The organism is Conexibacter woesei DSM 14684 (assembly GCF_000025265.1).
Lineage (GTDB): Bacteria > Actinomycetota > Thermoleophilia > Solirubrobacterales > Solirubrobacteraceae > Conexibacter > Conexibacter woesei.
Genome location: NC_013739.1, coordinates 6,002,730 through 6,018,217, shown reverse-complemented (window position 1 = coordinate 6,018,217; position 15,488 = coordinate 6,002,730). Strand labels below are relative to the sequence as shown.

At 75.1% G+C, this 15,488-nt stretch carries 13 protein-coding genes; 6 read left to right on the top strand and 7 right to left on the bottom strand.

What is annotated here, in order from left to right:
- The first annotated feature begins 2 nt into the window (after window positions 1-2).
- A complete protein-coding gene (locus CWOE_RS28225) occupies window positions 3-1,094 on the top strand; it encodes a DUF2600 family protein (protein WP_012937075.1) in 1,092 nt (363 codons plus the stop codon).
- A gap of 105 nt (window positions 1,095-1,199) precedes the next feature.
- On the opposite strand, the gene CWOE_RS28220 is transcribed toward CWOE_RS28225, so the two are convergent.
- Genes CWOE_RS28220 through CWOE_RS28195 form a run of 6 tightly spaced genes read right to left on the bottom strand, consistent with a single transcriptional unit; the run spans window position 1,200 to window position 7,245 of the window.
- Window positions 1,200-2,132: a DUF1028 domain-containing protein gene (locus CWOE_RS28220; RefSeq protein WP_012937074.1), complete on the bottom strand. Its 933-nt coding sequence runs from the start codon at window positions 2,130-2,132 to the stop codon at window positions 1,200-1,202.
- The gene (locus CWOE_RS28215) at window positions 2,129-3,397 is read right to left on the bottom strand and encodes a metal-dependent hydrolase family protein (protein WP_012937073.1); all 1,269 of its coding nucleotides are present in this window, start codon (window positions 3,395-3,397) and stop codon (window positions 2,129-2,131) included. The genes CWOE_RS28220 and CWOE_RS28215 overlap by 4 nt, the downstream gene beginning before the upstream one ends.
- Window positions 3,394-4,365 (bottom strand): LLM class flavin-dependent oxidoreductase, encoded by a 972-nt coding sequence (locus CWOE_RS28210; protein ID WP_012937072.1) that lies wholly within the window; start codon window positions 4,363-4,365, stop codon window positions 3,394-3,396. The genes CWOE_RS28215 and CWOE_RS28210 overlap by 4 nt, the downstream gene beginning before the upstream one ends.
- A 2-nt stretch (window positions 4,366-4,367) precedes the next feature.
- Entirely contained in the window at window positions 4,368-4,919 is a 552-nt protein-coding gene (locus CWOE_RS28205; RefSeq protein ID WP_012937071.1) for a YybH family protein, read from the bottom strand.
- Window positions 4,871-5,788 (bottom strand): alpha/beta fold hydrolase, encoded by a 918-nt coding sequence (locus CWOE_RS28200; RefSeq protein ID WP_012937070.1) that lies wholly within the window; start codon window positions 5,786-5,788, stop codon window positions 4,871-4,873. Before CWOE_RS28200 ends, CWOE_RS28205 begins: the two co-directional genes overlap by 49 nt.
- Window positions 5,785-7,245, bottom strand: coding sequence for a purine-cytosine permease family protein (locus CWOE_RS28195; RefSeq protein ID WP_012937069.1), 1,461 nt, complete (start codon window positions 7,243-7,245; stop codon window positions 5,785-5,787). The genes CWOE_RS28200 and CWOE_RS28195 overlap by 4 nt, the downstream gene beginning before the upstream one ends.
- Window positions 7,246-7,359: 114 nt before the next feature.
- On the opposite strand from CWOE_RS28195, the gene CWOE_RS28190 reads away from it, so the two are divergent.
- Window positions 7,360-8,211, top strand: a complete 852-nt coding sequence (locus CWOE_RS28190; RefSeq protein ID WP_012937068.1) for a MerR family transcriptional regulator — start codon at window positions 7,360-7,362, stop codon at window positions 8,209-8,211.
- A gap of 45 nt (window positions 8,212-8,256) precedes the next feature.
- On the opposite strand, the gene CWOE_RS28185 is transcribed toward CWOE_RS28190, so the two are convergent.
- Window positions 8,257-9,072 carry a FadR/GntR family transcriptional regulator gene (locus tag CWOE_RS28185; protein ID WP_012937067.1) on the bottom strand — a complete coding sequence of 272 codons (816 nt, stop codon included), beginning with the start codon at window positions 9,070-9,072 and terminating at the stop codon, window positions 8,257-8,259.
- A gap of 64 nt (window positions 9,073-9,136) precedes the next feature.
- On the opposite strand from CWOE_RS28185, the gene CWOE_RS28180 reads away from it, so the two are divergent.
- The 4 genes from CWOE_RS28180 (at window position 9,137) to CWOE_RS28165 (ending at window position 15,451) form a co-directional block, all read left to right on the top strand.
- Complete coding sequence (locus tag CWOE_RS28180; RefSeq protein WP_012937066.1) at window positions 9,137-12,661, top strand: indolepyruvate ferredoxin oxidoreductase family protein; 3,525 nt, start codon at window positions 9,137-9,139, stop codon at window positions 12,659-12,661.
- Complete coding sequence (locus tag CWOE_RS28175) at window positions 12,658-13,749, top strand: Glu/Leu/Phe/Val dehydrogenase dimerization domain-containing protein (RefSeq protein WP_012937065.1); 1,092 nt, start codon at window positions 12,658-12,660, stop codon at window positions 13,747-13,749. The genes CWOE_RS28180 and CWOE_RS28175 overlap by 4 nt, the downstream gene beginning before the upstream one ends.
- A gap of 57 nt (window positions 13,750-13,806) precedes the next feature.
- Complete coding sequence (locus CWOE_RS31675) at window positions 13,807-14,757, top strand: CDP-alcohol phosphatidyltransferase family protein (RefSeq protein WP_012937064.1); 951 nt, start codon at window positions 13,807-13,809, stop codon at window positions 14,755-14,757.
- A 277-nt stretch (window positions 14,758-15,034) separates the two neighbouring features.
- On the top strand, window positions 15,035-15,451 hold the full coding sequence (locus CWOE_RS28165) for a hypothetical protein (protein ID WP_148261200.1): 417 nt from the start codon (window positions 15,035-15,037) through the stop codon (window positions 15,449-15,451).
- Window positions 15,452-15,488 lie beyond the last annotated feature (37 nt).

Sequence of the window (15,488 nt, the reverse complement as noted above, 5' to 3'; positions counted from 1 at the left end):
GGGTGAATCCCACGTCGCTTGGCCCCAAACAGCTCGGCGCGCTGTGTGCCGTCGCGTTCCGTGAGCTGACCTGGACGCTTCCGAACGTCCGACGCGAAGTCGACCGCTGGCGTCAGCATGCCGCCGCGATCCCCGACCCGACACTGCGCGAGGATGCGATGACGAGCCTCCACAGTGAACGCCTCAACCTCGAAGGCGCAGCGCTCTTCACCAGCCTGCCACGTCACCGTGACCTCAATCTCCTTCGGCTCACCGTCACATACCAGGTCGCGCTCGATTACCTCGACCGCACCAGTGAACGCCTGACAGCGGACCCGATCTCCAATGGCCGCCAGCTCCACCTCGCCCTGACCGAGGCGCTCGACCCCGGGGCGCCGCTCTCCGACTACTACCGCTATCACGACTGGCAGGACGACGGCGGGTACCTCGCCGCGCTCGTGCGCAGCTGCCAGCGTCGCTGTCTCGACCTCCCGGCATATGCGCGCGTCCGTGCCCATGCCCTCCGCGCGGCTCGCCGCGTGGACGTGCAGATCCTCAACCACGATCCACAGCCCGTCCGCCGCGACCTGGCGCTGCGCGAGTTCGCCGCACGCGAGTTCCCGCACCTGGTCGATGACGCACACTGGTTCGAGCTGACCGCCGCGGCCAGCTCGACCGTCGTCGTCCACGCGCTGCTCGCGCTCGCCTGCGATCCCGCCGCCACGGATCGCGACATCCTCGACACCGACGCCGCCTACTCGTTCGCGATCTGCGCCGCCAGCACCCTGCTCGACAGCTTCGTCGACCAGCGTGAGGACGCTGCGTCAGGCAATCACAGCTACATCGCCCACTACGACGACCCCGACACCGCCGCCCGGCGCGTCGCCGAGATCGTCGCCGACTCGTGCCGGCAGGCACGCGCGCTGAACCGCGGCAGCCGCCACGCCCTCGTCGCGGGCGGCATCGTCGCGATGTACCTCTCCAAGGACGACGCCCGGAGTCCCGACCTCCGCCCCGCCGCCCAGGCGATCCTGCGCGCGGCCGGGACCCTCCCGCGCGTGCAGCTGCCGATCATGCGGTGCATGCGGCTGCTCCGCGGGCTCGGCAGCGCATGACGGGTGTGTGGAGCGCACGGCCGCCGGCCCTGCGGCGGTGGCGTGCGCGGGCCCGCGCGGACTGACGGCGGGCGGCGCGCGTGTGCGGCGCGCCGCGTGACCGCGTCAGCCCGGCGCGACCGCCGCCAGCACGGCTGACGCGTCGCCGGGGAAGACGCCGGGGGCGACGCGGCGCAGGAACTCGGCGAGCGCCGGCGTGACGGCGATCGCGGCGGCGAGCTGCTCGCGCGCGGCGGCGTGGTCGCCGAGCCGCGCGAGCAGCACGCCGCGCCAGAACGCCGCCTCCTGGTTGACGCCGAGCAGCGCCTGCCCGTCGGCGAGGTCCGCGAGCGCCCGCGTCAGCGCGGCGCGGTCGTCGCCGAGCGGGCCGTTGAGGATCCCCGGCGCGCTCATCAGCTCCAGCAGCCGCGTGTAGAAGCCGTTCAGCTGCACGAGCCGGCGCAGCTCGGGCAGCGGCGCCGGGTGGTCGTCGACGCGGCAGTCGACGAGCGTCGCCTCCCACGGCCGCTCGCGCGGCTCCGCCGCGACGACGAAGATCGACGCCGACTGGCGCCCTCGCAGGTCGCCGCCCTCCGCCTCGGCCGCGTCGAGCGCGGCGAGCAGCCGCGCGGGCAGCTCCTCGCCTGCCTCCGCGGCCGTCGCGTACGCGACGAGCATCGCGGGCCAGGCGCGCTCGGTCGCGAGCATGTTGCCCTGTGCGCTGACCTCGTCGCCGAACGCGTGGCCGGCGGCGGCGACGCACGCCGCGCCGGTGTGCGCTGCGCAGCGGCCGGCCCCGTCGACGAAGCCGAGCTGGCGCAGCGCGGCGCCGGGATCGGCCGCCGTCAGCTGTGCCAACGCCTCCTCGGCGCTCGCGCCGGCGGCCATCAGGTCGAGCCCGCGCGGGCCGTAGCCGGCCTTCGCGAACGCCTGCGTCGCGACTGCGCCGACGCCCGGCCGCGCCCAGCCGACGACGCGGCCGACGCCGAAGAAGTGCGACTGCACCGCGATCCCGAGCGCGCCGGTCGCGCGGTCGCGTGCGACGAGCGAGTAGGTCATGCCGGCACCTCCTGTGCGAGCCGTTCGCACGCGACGATCGTCCGCCCGCGCTGGAAGACGCCGCGCACCGCGTCGCGGCGGCGGAAGAGGGCGAGGTCGCTCGGGTCCTCGTCGAAGACGATCGCGTCGAACGCGAAGCCGGGCGCGATGCGGCCGTGCGTGTGCGCGATCCCGAGCAGCTCGGCGCCCCGAGCGGTCGCGGCGAGCAGCGCCTCGTGCGGTTCCATCCCGGCGTCGCCGAGCAGCGCGACCTCCTCCAGGTTCGCGCCGTGCTGGCCGGCGCTGAGCGCGTCGGAGCCGAGCGCGATCGGGACGCCGTGGGCGCGCGCGGTCCGGACCGCCTCACCCCAGCGCTCGCGCAGCGCGGCCGCCTTCGGCACGGCGTAGTCCGGCAGCCTGCCGGCGTCGCCCCACGCGATCGCGTCGCGGATCACCTGCAGCGTCGGCACCAGCCACGTCCCGCGCGCCGCCATCGCGGCAGCCTGCTCCTCCGTCAGCCAGATGCCGTGCTCGACCGAGCGCACGCCGCAGCGGATCGCGACGTCGAGCCCTTCGCCGCCGTTCGCGTGCGCCATCACGCCGCGGCCGCGGCGGGCGGCCTCCGCGACCGCGACGGCAACCTCCTCGTCGTTCAGCTCGGGCTGCGTCGGGTGGTCGTGCGGAGAGAGCACGCCGCCGGTCGTGCAGAGCTTGATCCAGTCGGCGCCCGCACGCAGCAGCGCGCGCACGGCGCGGCGCATCTCGTCCGGGCCGTCGACGCGCGCCGGCGGCCGGCCGGGCCAGTCGGGCGTCAGGTACTGCGCCGTCGCCTCCAGTCCGGGCCCGGCGAGGAAGCCGTCGCCGTGGCCGCCGGTCTGGCTCAGCAGCACGACCGCGACCTGCGCCGCCGGGCCGCGCGCGACGCCGTCGGCGAGCGCGTCGCGGAAGCCGGCATCGATCCCGCCCGCGTCGCGCACGGTCGTGACGCCGGCCTCCAGCGTCCGCTGCGCACAGGCGGCGGCCTCCAGCGTCCAGCGCTGGAGCGACTGGCCGAGCAGCTCCAGCGTGTCGATCGTGCGCCAGCCGAAGTGGACATGGCAGTCGATCACGCCCGGCATCAGGAAGAGGCCGCGCGCGTCGTCGCCGTCGGTGCCGGGCAGCGACGGCGCGACGGCGGCGATCGTCCCGTCCTCGACGGCGACGTCGAGCGGCCCGTCGAAGCGGCCGCTGTCGTCGAGCACGGCGACGCCGCGCAGCACGCGCCGCCCGCTCGCCCCACCGCTCATCGCGGCTCCAGCAGCGCGTCGGCGGCGCGCGCGATCGCGGGCTCGACCGGCGCCCCGTCGGGGAAGCAGAGCGCGATCGCGTCGGCGCCGGCCGCGGCCAGCTCGGCGACGCGGGCGCGGCAGTGGTCGGCGTCGCCGGCGATCGCGAGGCGGTCGATCCACGCGTCCGGGATCTGCGGGATCGCCGCGTCGAGTCCCTGCGCCGCGAGCGCCTCGGCCTCGTCGGCGATCCCCTGCACCTCGGTCAGCGGGTTGCGCGGGCCGGTCAGCAGGTAGAGCCCGACCAGCTCGCGCAGCGACTCGCGCGCGGCCGCCGCGTCGTCGTCGATCGCGCAGAAGGCGTAGAGCACGACGCGGTGGTCGTCCCCGCCGCCGCCGGCGGCGATCCGCTCGCGCGCCCAGCGCACGTAGTCGACGCCGGCGAGCACCGACAAGACGGTGCCGTCGGCGAGCGCGCCGGAGGTCTCGAGCGCCTTCGGGCCGCTCGCGCCGACGTACAGCGGCAGCCGCTCGGCGGGCGGGTGGTGGAGCGCGACCGCCTCCGCCGCGAACGTCTCGTGCGCGGCCGTGACGGTCTCGCCGTCGAGCAGCGCGCGCACGAACGCGAGCGTGTCGCGGACCGAGCCGAGCGGCCGGCGCGGTCTCAGCGCCATCCCGTCGAGCCAGTCGAAGACGCCCGCGCCGACGCCGGCGTGCAGCCGCCCGGGGAACATCCCGGCGAGCGTCGCCAGCTCCATCGCGAGCAGCGCCGGGTGGCGCGTCACGGCCGGCACGATCCCGAGCCCGACCGGCAGCGTCGTCGTCGCGAGCAGCGCGCCGGCGGTCGCGATCCCGCCGTTGAAGAAGTAGTCCTCGCCGATCCACAGCTCGTCGAAACCGGCCTGCTCGGCGGCGCGCGCGGCGGCGAGTGTCTCGGCGGGGGACTGCGTGCTGCCGAGCAGCACGCCGATGTCGGGGCGGACGGGCACGCTCACGCCTCGCGCGCCGGCAGCGGGTTCCACGGCACCCAGCCGAGGCCGCGCGAGCGGACGCTGTCGCCGAACGCGGGCCGCGGCTCGTCGGGGCCGGCGAGCGGGCTGATGTGCGTGTGCCACATGCGCCACTCGGGCGTGCCGTCGCCACGGTCGCGGTGGTAGATCTCGGTCGCGCGGATCCAGGGCGTGTCGACGCCGTCGACGGTCCACTCCTCGCCGTCGCGCTGGCTCGCCTGCAGCGTCGCCTCGGCGGCGAGCCACGCGGTGTCGCCGCGCACCTCCAGGCGCATCACGCGCACGTCGAGGCCGCCGCTCTGGTCGACCTGGTCGCGGTACCACTCCCACAGCGCGGTCTTCTCGCGCATGTTGAAGTAGGGGTGGCCGTTGAAGTTGAACATCAGGTACTCGTCGCCCGGCGCGGGGAAGACGGCGGCCATCCGCGGGATGTCCCACTGCTCGTTCGACTCCCACCACTCGCGGTGGAGTCGCAGGATCTCGTCTACGTCGGCCGCGGGGGCGCGGCGCTCGGCGAAGGTCGTCTCGGCCATCGGGTGCTCCTGGTCGTGTCGTGGTCTGGGGTGAGGCCGGCGTGCGCGGCGAGCAGCGCGGCGAGCCGCGCAGGGGCCTCGTACATCGGCAGGTGGCCGATGCCGTCGAGCAGCTCCAGCCGCGCGCCGGTCAGCCGCGCGAACGCGGCCGACTCGTCCGGCGGGCAGGTCGTGTCGTGCTCGCCGACGACGGCGAGCGCGGGCGCTCGCAGCGCGCCGGCGAGCGGGCGGAAGTCGGTGCGCAGCGAGGCGAGCCAGATCGCGGCGGCCGTCGCGGCGTCGTTGACGCTGAGGTCGGCGGCGACGCGGTCGGCGAGCGCGGTGTCGCTGCCGGGCGCGAGCGCGTCCTGCGCGGCGTGCTCGCGCAGCGCCTGCTCGGGGCCGCGCGCGTCGATCGCGTCCAGCAGCGGGCCGGCGAACTGCTCGGCGGGCAGAAAGGCGCCGCCGACAGTCGTCAGCGAGCGGATCGCGGCGGGGCGGCGGACCGCCAGCTCGACCGCGACCGCCGCGCCGACGGAGGCGCCGACGAGGTGGACCGCGGGCAGTTCGAGCGCGTCGAGCACCGCGGCGCAGTCGTCGGCCCACTCGGCGACACCGAACGGCCCGCGGCGGTCCGATCCGCCATGGCCGCGCAGGTCGATCGCGACGCAGGTCGCGCCGTGCTCGCCGGCGAGCCGCTCGGCGACGGAGGTCCAGCAGCAGCCGCCGAGGTTCGCGGGGTGGACGAGCAGGACAGTTTCGCCGCCGCTCGCCGCGCCGCCGGCCGCCCGCGCGCCGCGCGCCGCGCTGCCCGGCCCCGCCGGCTCCGTGACGTGCACCGCGAGCCGGCCTGCGGGGCCGGCGACCGTCGTCGTGCGCGCGTCGCTCATCTGCGCAGCAGCTCGGTCGGCTCCGGCGGATGCGCGGGGGCGGCGGCCGCCGCGTCCTCGGGCTCGTGCAGCAGCCGCGCGCTCGCCTCGATCGCGGGTTCCTCGCGCGCGGGGTCGAAGCCGCGCATCAGCACGAGGTAGACGGCGCCGGCGACGGCCAGCCCGACGGCGAACGAGATGTCGGCGCCGTCGAGCGCTCTGTTCGCCGGCCCGGTGAAGAACGTCGTCGACATGAACGGCACCATCGCCGCGAAGCCGGCGACGTAGGCGCCGAGTCCGCGCCAGCCCCAGCGGCCGTAGATCCCGTTCGGGTTGAAGATCTCGGCGATCGCGTAGTGACCGCGCCGGACCCAGTAGAAGTCGGCGAGGTTGACCGCCGTCCACGGGACGAGCAGGTACAGCATCATCGTCACGAAGCTGTTGAAGTTGTCGAGGAAGTCGTCCGGCAACACGCGGGCGATCACGTAGACGCCGACGGCGAACAACGCGATCCCGAGCACGCGCACCCGCGCCGTCGCTTTGACCGGGCGGAAGCCTTCGAGGATCGTCACGCCGGCGAGCATCGAGCCGTACGCGTTGACGCCGATGATCGCGACCGCCGACGGGACGATCGAGGCGACGACGGCGAAGGTGCCGAAGCCGTCGAACAGCTTGTCGCCGACGTGCTCGAGGTTGCCGACCGCGTCGGGCAGCGCGAACGAGCTGGCGATCAGGCCGCCGAGCGCGGTCAGCCAGATCGACGACAGCGCGGCGCCGAGGTAGGTCCAGCCGATCACCGCGCGCCCGGGCGTGTTCGCCGGCAGGTAGCGCGAGTAGTCGGAGACGTAGACGGCGTAGCTGATCTGGTAGCCGGCCGCGGCCGCGAACTGGACCAGGAACAGGCTCGCGGAGAAGTGCCCGCCGGCCGGCCCGGAGTGCGGGTCGAGCGTCGTGACGGCGATGATCGTGACGATCACGAAGATCGGCACGACGAGGTACGTGAGCCAGCGCAGCAGCAGGTGCAGCAGGTCGTAGCCGACGATCGCGATCGACGCCGCGACGACGATCACGACGGGGTACCAGAGGGTCGCGTCGCCCGGCAGCACCATCGTCAGCGCCTGCGTCGTCAGGAACAGCCCGAAGACGCTGAAGCCGACGTAGACGAACAGCACCGCGAGCAGCGGCACGATCGCGCCGCGGACGCCGAACTGCGCGCGCGACTGGATCATCTGCGGGAGGCCCATCGTCGGGCCCTGGTTGGCGTGGAACGCCATGAAGACGGTGCCGAAGAGCGCGCCGAGGGCGGACGCGAGCACGGCCCAGCCGAGCGCGAGCCCCTGCGCGGGCCCGATGAAGCCGACGACCATCGTGCTGATCACGAAGTTGCCGGTGAACCAGAACGGCGCCTGGTGCCACGCCTTGCCGTGGCGCTCGTCGCGCGGGACGTGATCGATCGAATGGGTCTCGACGTTGGCCATCTCTCGTTGCTCTCCTCACGGCGGGGGTCCGGCGCCTCCTCTTGAACGAACTTACAATTGACTTGTAAGTCTGTCAACGGCCCGGACGGGTGGCCGGGCTCGTAGACTCGGCGCATGCGCGAGCACGACGGGCAGAGCTACCTGACGATCGGCGAGGTCGCCGAGCAGCTTGGGGTCAGCCCCCAGACGCTGCGCGTGTGGGAGGCGAAGGAGCTCGTCGTGCCCGATCGCAGCGCCGGCGGTCACCGCCTCTACGGCGAGCAGCACGTGCGGCGCGCGCGGCAGGTCGTCGAGCTGCGCCAGCGGCACGGCTGGAACCCGGCCGCGATCCTCGACTCGCTCGGCCGCGGCGACCGCGTCGAGAGCGGCGAGACCTCGCCGTGGCGCGGCGACACGATCCGCCGGGCGCGCCGCGACCGCGGGCTGACGCTGAGAGAGGCGGCCGCGCGAATCGGCGTGTCGGCGTCGTTCCTGTCGTCGGTCGAGCGCGGCGAGGTCGGCGTCACGACCCAGTTCGTCGCGCGCGTCGCCGACGCGTTCCTGATGCCGATGAGCGGCATGGCCAGCTTCCGCGCGCAGGGGCCGTTCGTCGTCCGCAGCGACGAGCGCGCCAGCGGCACGCTCGTCGGCGGGGTCGTGTGGGAGGAGCTGGTGCTGCCGGGGCACGCGCTCGAACCGGCGCTGCTGACCGTCCCGCCGGCCCGCGACAGCGGCGGGGCGTACGCGCGGCCGGGCGAGACGTTCGTCTTCGTGCTCGCCGGCGCGCTCGTCTTCACGCTCGGCGACGAGCAGGTGCGGCTCGACGAGGGCGACGCGCTGGTCGTCCCCGCGCAGACGCTCTACGCCTGGTCGAATCCGGGCGCCCGGCCGGCGCGCGCGTTCTTCGTCGAGCAGGTCCCGTCGCAGGCGTGGAGCGAAGGCGCCGCGGCGCGCGCCGTGGCGCGCACGCGCAGGCACGGGACCTGAGGCGCGGCTCCCGGCCGCCCGGCCGTCACTCCCGGCCGCCGGCCGTCACCTCGCCGGCGTCCGCGAGCTGCGCTGGTCGCGGCTGCGCGCGGCGACGGGCAGCATGAAGTCGGGGATCGGGCGGACGAGCATGCGGTCGGTGGCGCGCTCCCACGCGCGCTCCATCGCGGCGAGGTGCTCGTCCATCACCTCGTCGATGCGGTCGTGGTCCGCGGAGCGGATCGCGGCGAGCGTGCGCTCGTGGATGTCGATCACCCACGGCGCGGTGGGCGGCTCGTGGAGCGCGAGGTCGCGTGCGATCTCCAGCCGGCGCAGGAGCGTGCGCATCAGCGAGACGATCGTGCTGTTGCCGGTCGCCCGCGCGATGCGGACGTGGAACTGCGTGTCGAGCTGGAGGAAGTGGTCCTCGTGGGCCAGCACGTCGCCCTCGTCGAGCAGCGCCTTCTGCGCCTCGATCAGTCTGGCGAGGTGGGCGAAGTCGTCCTCGCGCGCGTTGACGGCGGCCAGCTGGGCGACGCGCGGCTCGATCAGCCGCCGCGCCTCGAGCACGCCCGCGACCTCGCCGAGCCGCAGGTCGGACTTCGAGCGCAGCAGCTCGATCGGCACGTAGCTGGACGCGACGAAGGTGCCGCCGGCCGAGCCGGGGCGCACCCTCAGCACGCCGGCGTCGGCGAGCACGCGGACGGCCTCGCGCAGCGTCGGGCGGCTGATCTGCATCGCTGCCGCGAGGTCGCGCTCGGACGGCAGGCGGTCGCCGGCGGACAGCTCGCCGAGGCGGACGCGCTCCGCGATCTGCTCGACGGCGCCCTCGAACGTCCGCCGGGGGCCGACCGGGATGAAGCCGATGTCGGTGGGGTCCACTCGCGGAACGGTACCGGACCTAGCTCGGCTTGAATCAATACCAATCTTGGTATAGAAATGAACCATGAGTGGTGTGACTGTGGTGCAGGCCGGCATTCGCCGGCGCGACGTGACGCTCGCCGACCGGTACCTGCTGCCCGACGGCGAGGTCTTCCTCACGGGCGTGCAGGCGCTGGTGCGCCTGCTGCTCGACCAGCATCGCGCCGACGTGCGCGACGGGCTCCGCACGGCGACGCTGGTCTCCGGCTACCAGGGCTCTCCGCTCGGCGGCTTCGACAAGGAGGTCGGCGGGCTCGGCCCGCTCGCGGCCGAGCACGAGCTGGTGCTGCGGCCCGGCGTCAACGAGGAGCTGGGCGCGACGGCCGTGTGGGGGTCGCAGCTCGCCGGAACGCTGCCCGGGCCTCGCTACGACGGCGTGCTCGGTGTCTGGTACGGCAAGTCGCCCGGCGTCGACCGCTCCGCCGACGCGATCCGGCACGGGAACTTCGTCGGCACCGACCCGCGTGGCGGCGTGCTCGCGCTCTGCGGCGACGACCCCGCCTGCAAGTCCTCGACGATCCCCGGCGCGTCGGAGTCGCTGCTCGCGGCACTGCACGTGCCGGTCTTCGCGCCCGGCAGCGTCCAGGAGGTGCTCGACCTCGGCCGCCACGCGATCGCCTGCTCGCGCGCGTCCGGCCTCTGGTCGGCGCTGAAGGTCGTCACCAACGTCGCCGACGCGGCCGCGACGGCGACCGTCGGCCTCGGCCGCGTCACGCCCGTCGTGCCGGTGGTCGAGCACGACGGCGTGCCGTACGTCCACCGTCCGTCTGCGCACCTGCTGGCGCCGGAGTCGCTCGAGCTGGAGCAGACGCTCGTGACCGTGCGGCTGGAGCTGGCGAAGCGCTACGCCCGCCTCAACGACCTCAACCGCGTCGTCATCGACCATCCCGCCGCGCGCGTCGGGATCGTCGCCGCCGGCGCGACGCTGCACGACGTGCGGCGTGCGCTGACGGACCTCGGGCTCGACGACGACGCCCCGGTCCGGCTGCTGCACGTCGGCATGCCGTACCCGCTGGACGACGAGGGCGTGCGCGCCTTCGCCGCCGGGCTCGACGAGATCGTCGTGGTGGAGGAGAAGGGGCCGTTCCTCGAGCGGCTCGTCAAGGAGGCGCTCTACGGCGGGCCGGCGACGCCGCCGGTCACCGGCGCCCGCGACGACCGCGGCGCGCCGCTGCTGCCGGCGCACGGGACGCTCGACGCCGATGCGATCGCCGTCGCGCTCGGCTCCCGCTTGCTCGCGCACGGCGCCGGCGAGCCCGAGCGGATCCGCGCGCGGCTGGACGGCCTCGTGGCGGTCGCCGCGCGACCGGCCGCGCAGCTCGGCGCTCGGCGGATGCCGTTCTTCTGCTCCGGCTGCCCCCACAGCGCGAGCACGGCCGCGCCCGAGGACGCCGTCGTCGGCGCCGGCATCGGCTGCCACACGATGGTGATGCTCAACCCGAGCGGGCGCGGGCGCGTCACCGGGATCACGCAGATGGGCGGCGAGGGCGTGCAGTGGATCGGCGCGGCACCGTTCACGGCCAGACGCCACTACGTCCAGAACCTCGGCGACGGCACCTTCCACCACTCCGGCTCGCTCGCGGTCCGAGCCGCGGTCGCGGCGAGACTCGACGTGACGTACAAGCTGCTCTGCAACGGCACGGTCGCGATGACCGGCGGGCAGCACGTCGAAGGGCAGATGGACGTCGAGGCGATCGTCGCCAGCCTGCTCGCCGAGGGCGTCAGCCGGATCGTCGTGACCGCCGACGACGTCGCGCGCTACGACCGTGTGACGCTGCCCGCCGGCGTCGAGGTGCGCGGCCGCGAGGCGCTGATGGAGACGCAGCGCGAGCTGGCGCGGGTGCCCGGCGTGACGGTGCTGATCCACGACCAGGCGTGCGCCGCCGAGCTGCGCCGCGCGCGCAAGCGCGGTCGCGCGCCCGACCCGCCGCAGCGCGTCGTCATCAACGAGCGCGTCTGCGAGGGCTGCGGCGACTGCGGCGAGAAGTCCGGCTGCCTGTCGGTCGAGCCGGTCGAGACCGAGCTGGGCCGCAAGACGCGCGTCAACCAGACCTCGTGCAACAAGGACTTCTCCTGCCTGGAGGGCGACTGCCCGTCGTTCCTGACCGTCGTCGGGCCGCGCGAGCGGCCGGCGAGCAGGGCGGAGCGCGCCGCGCCGCGCGCCGCGCCGCGGCTGCCGCAGGTCGAGCTGCCTCCGCCGGCGCCGTGCGCCGCCGACGACGTGCGGATCCGGCTGGTGGGGATCGGCGGCACCGGCGTCGTGACCGTCAGCCAGGTGCTGGGGATGGCCGCGCTGCTCGACGGCCGCCACGCGAGCGGGCTCGACCAGACCGGGCTGTCGCAGAAGGCCGGTCCCGTCACCTCCGACGTGCGCGTCACGCGTGCGCCGGTCGCCGACGGCGTGACGGTCCCGAGCGCATCGCTCGACGTGCTGCTCGGGCTCGACCTGCTCGGCGCCGCCGCGCCGGGGACGTTGCGCGCCGCGCGCACAGAGGCGACGGTCGCGATCGTCTCCGACAGCGTCGTCCCGACCGGCGCGATGGTGACCGACCCCGACGCCGCCGCGCCGGACATCGGCGCCGCGCGCGCCGCGATCGACGCGGTCACGCGCGCGGAGCGCAACGTCTACCTCGATGCGCAGCGGATCGCCGAGACGCTGCTCGGCGACGTGACGCCGGCGAACGTCGTCGTGCTCGGCGCCGCCGTCCAGCGCGGCGCGCTGCCGCTCTCGCTCGACGCGGTCGAGCAGGCGTTCCGGCTCAACGGCGCCGGTGTCGAGCGCAACCTCGCGGCGCTCGCGTGGGGGCGTGCGGCGGTCGCCGCGCCCGAGCACGTCGCCGCGGCGCTCGCCGAGTCCGACGCGCCGCCCGCGGCGCCGCTGTCGCCGCGTGCGGTCGCGCTCGTCGCGCGCGCCGGCGGAGAGGAGCCGAAGCTGCGGAGGCTGCTGGAGCTGCGCGTGCCCGACCTGCTCGCCTGGGGCGGCGCGCGTCCCGCCGAGCGCTACGCCGACGTGGTCGCGCGCGTGCGCGCCGCCGAGTCCGAGCGCCTGCCGGGCAGCACTGCGCTGACCGAGGCGGTCGTGCGCGGGCTGCACAAGCTGGTCGCGTACAAGGACGAGTACGAGGTCGCGCGGCTGCACCTCGACGGGCTCGCGCTCCTGCCGCGCGGCTCGCGGGTGACGTTTCACCTGCACCCGCCGCTGTTGCGCGCCCTCGGCATGCGGCGCAAGCTCCGGCTCGGCGGCTGGTTCGTGCCGGTCCTGCGCGTCATGCGGCACGGCCGCCGGCTGCGCGGGACGCCGCTCGACCCGTTCGGCTATGCGCACGTGCGACGCGTCGAGCGGGCGCTGCCGGGCGAGTACCTCACGCTCGTCGAGGACGCGCTCGCGCGGCTGAGTCCCGCGACCCTGCCGACCGCGGTGGCGGTCGCCGAGCTGCCCGACCTCGTGCGCGGCTACGAGCAGATCAAGCTCGACGGCGTCGCCCGCTTCCGCGCACGCGCCGCTGAGCTCGGCGCGACCCTCGAATCGAACGGAGAGGACCCGTCATGACGACGACCGTGGGCGACGCGCTGCTGCGCTCGCTGGCTTGGGAGCACGAGCGCGTGCAGCTCGTGCACGATCCCGCGACCGGCCTGCAGGCCGTGATCGCGATCCACTCGACCGTGTTGGGGCCGGCGCTCGGCGGGCTGCGCTTCAGACGCTACGCGGGCGGTCTGCCCGAGGCGCTCGACGACGCGCTGCGGCTCTCGCACGCGATGACGCTGAAGGCGTCGGCCGCGGGGCTCGACCTCGGCGGCGGCAAGGCGGTGATCGTCGACGACGGCCGCGACGAGCTGCGCGCGGCGCGGCTCGTCGCGTTCGCCGGCGAGATCGACCGGCTCGGCGGCGCCTACATCACCGCCGAGGACATCGGCACGACGACCGCCGACATGGACCTGATCGCCGAGCACACCCCGTACGTCGTCGGGCGCTCGGCGCACGCGGGACTCGGCGGCGACCCGTCGCCCGACACCGCCCGCACCGTCCTCGGCGCGATGCGAGCCGCCCTCGCAGCGCTCGACGGCGACGACGCGCTGGCGGGTCGCACGGTCGGCGTGATCGGGCTCGGCAAGGTCGGCGGGCACCTCGCGCAGCTGCTCGCCGGCGCCGGAACGCACGTCGTCGGCTACGACCCGGCGGTCGCGGCGTGCGCGCGGTTGCAGCCGCTCGGCGTCGAGATCGCCGCCGGCGCCGACGACGTCCTCGCGCGCGAGCTCGACGTGCTCGCGCCGTGCGCCGGCGGCGGGCTGATCGACGCCGAGCTGGCGGCGCGGCTGCGCTGCCGGATCGTCTGCGGCGCCGCGAACAACCCGCTGCAGGAGGAGGCCGCGGCCGACGCGCTCGCGCGCCGCGGGATCGTCTCGGTGCCGGACTTCCTCGCGAACTGCGGCGGCCTGATCCACGCCGACGCCGAGCGGCGCGGCGACGGCGACGTGGCACGGCTGGAGCAGCGCCTCGCGGCGGCACAGGCGCGCACGCGCGACGTGCTGATCGAGGCGCGTGAGCGGGGGCGCCCGCCGGAGGTCGTGGCCGAGACGCACGCGCTGGAGCGCATCGCCGCCGCCCGCACCCCCGCGCTGGCGTCGGCGGGAGCCTGATCCGCTTCGCGCGGCGCGCCCCTGTAACCATCTTGTTGACCGGCGGTAGATAAGTGTATGGACACTATTGACCGCCGGTCGACAAATGTCGCTCCGGCCGCTTCGGCCGCTCCCGTCGCCGCCGACGCGCCGGCGGCGGGCGTTCACGCCTCGCGCGAGCCGAGCTTCCTGCTTGCCAAGCCGGAGAAGCGCGTCCTGCGCGCGATCGCTCGTCGCCTGCCGCGCTGGATCCTCCCGGACGATCTGACGCTGCTCGGCATCGTCGCTGCGGCGGCGATCTGCGTCGCCTATCTGCTGTCGAACGGCAGCGACGCCTGGCTGTGGGTCGCGAGCGGCCTGCTCGTCGTCCACTGGCTCGGCGACTCGCTCGACGGCACGCTCGCGCGTGTGCGCGGGATCCAACGCCCGCGCTACGGCTACTACCTCGACCACCTCGTCGACGCGGGCGCGACCGCGGCGATCGCGATCGGCCTCGGGCTCTCGCCGCACATGCTGCTGTCCGTCGGCATGCTGCTCGGCGTCGCCTACCTCGTCCTCTCGGTCAACGTCTACCTCGAGAGCCAGGCGCTCGGGCGCTTCTCGATCGGCTACGGGCTGATCGGCCCGACCGAGGTGCGCGTGCTGCTGATCGCGCTCAACACGGCGCTCGCGCTCGGGCTCGACCTGCGCTTCGACGCGCTCGGCACCGGCCTCACCGCGCTCGACGTCGCCGGCGTTGCGCTCGCCGCCGGCATGCTCCTGCTGCTCGCCGGCCGCGCACGGCGCAACCTGCGCGAGCTGGCCGTCGCGGAGCCGGCGGCGCCGCGCGGACCGCTCCTCAGACGCCCCGCCGCGGGAAGCCCGGCGAGCGGCGGCTCGCGCCGTCCAGCCCGGCGTCGCGGCGGACGCGGAACGGCGCGACCCGCGACGACGCGGCTGACGCGTCGAGCACGCGCAGCCAGCCGCCGCTCCGCGTCGTCGGCCGACTCACGACGCCGCTCGGCCCGGCGAGATCGCGTCGGCTTCTAGGACGGGACTCCGCCGAACCGGCGGGCGGCGAGCGGCGCGGTGTCACGATGCGACGGTCGTGCCGTGGCGTGCGCCCCAGATTCGCGGTCTCACGAGCGCGAGCCTGCTCGCGCTCGTGCTCGTGGGCATCACGCTCGCCGGTTGCGGGGAGAGCGGGTCCCGCACGGGCGGGGCGAGCTCCGGGGCGACGCAGCGGGACCGTGCTGGGGACGTGTACGACGCTCGCCGGGGGCGTCGGACGTCGGCCCGGCCTGAGCTCGACCTTCGCACTGCCCGGGTGAGAGCCCTCGGAGACCGCGTCGTGCGTCTGGAGCTGACGACCGGCGCGGCGATCCGCGCCGCCACCTTCGCCGTTGTCGCGAGGTTCGCGGACTGTCGCGACGACGGGCTCCTGTTCGAGACGAGGATCGCGCGTGACGGCGACGCGACAGTCCGCGCGATCGATCCGGCCGGGGGGCGCATCAGGGCAGTGCCCGAAGCACGCGCCGCAGTCGCCGGCACCCGTCTCGCCGTCGACGTCCCGTTGGCGGCCGACACCGAGCTCGATCGGGGGTGGATCGTCTGGAGCATGGCGATCGACGGCCGGACATGGGACAGCGTCCCTGCCTGGGACGGCGTCGAGGACGCCGGCGTCCCGCAGACGACGCCGGACCGCGGCAGCGGATGCCTGCCGGAGATTCGGCTGGTCCGCTGACCGCCCGTCGCGGGCCCTCGGTCGCTCCGACGGGGAG

What these genes read in the sequence shown, in the direction of transcription:
- CWOE_RS28220 (WP_012937074.1), bottom strand. Translation starts at nt 2,132, where the DNA reads ATGACCTACTCGCTCGTCGCACGCGACCGCGCGACCGGCGCGCTCGGG.
- CWOE_RS28215 (WP_012937073.1), bottom strand. Translation starts at nt 3,397, where the DNA reads ATGAGCGGTGGGGCGAGCGGGCGGCGCGTGCTGCGCGGCGTCGCCGTG.
- CWOE_RS28205 (WP_012937071.1), bottom strand. Translation starts at nt 4,919, where the DNA reads ATGGCCGAGACGACCTTCGCCGAGCGCCGCGCCCCCGCGGCCGACGTA.
- CWOE_RS28200 (WP_012937070.1), bottom strand. Translation starts at nt 5,788, where the DNA reads ATGAGCGACGCGCGCACGACGACGGTCGCCGGCCCCGCAGGCCGGCTC.
- CWOE_RS28195 (WP_012937069.1), bottom strand. Translation starts at nt 7,245, where the DNA reads ATGGCCAACGTCGAGACCCATTCGATCGATCACGTCCCGCGCGACGAG.
- CWOE_RS28190 (WP_012937068.1), top strand. Translation starts at nt 7,360, where the DNA reads ATGCGCGAGCACGACGGGCAGAGCTACCTGACGATCGGCGAGGTCGCC.
- CWOE_RS28180 (WP_012937066.1), top strand. Translation starts at nt 9,137, where the DNA reads ATGAGTGGTGTGACTGTGGTGCAGGCCGGCATTCGCCGGCGCGACGTG.
- CWOE_RS28175 (WP_012937065.1), top strand. Translation starts at nt 12,658, where the DNA reads ATGACGACGACCGTGGGCGACGCGCTGCTGCGCTCGCTGGCTTGGGAG.
- CWOE_RS31675 (WP_012937064.1), top strand. Translation starts at nt 13,807, where the DNA reads ATGGACACTATTGACCGCCGGTCGACAAATGTCGCTCCGGCCGCTTCG.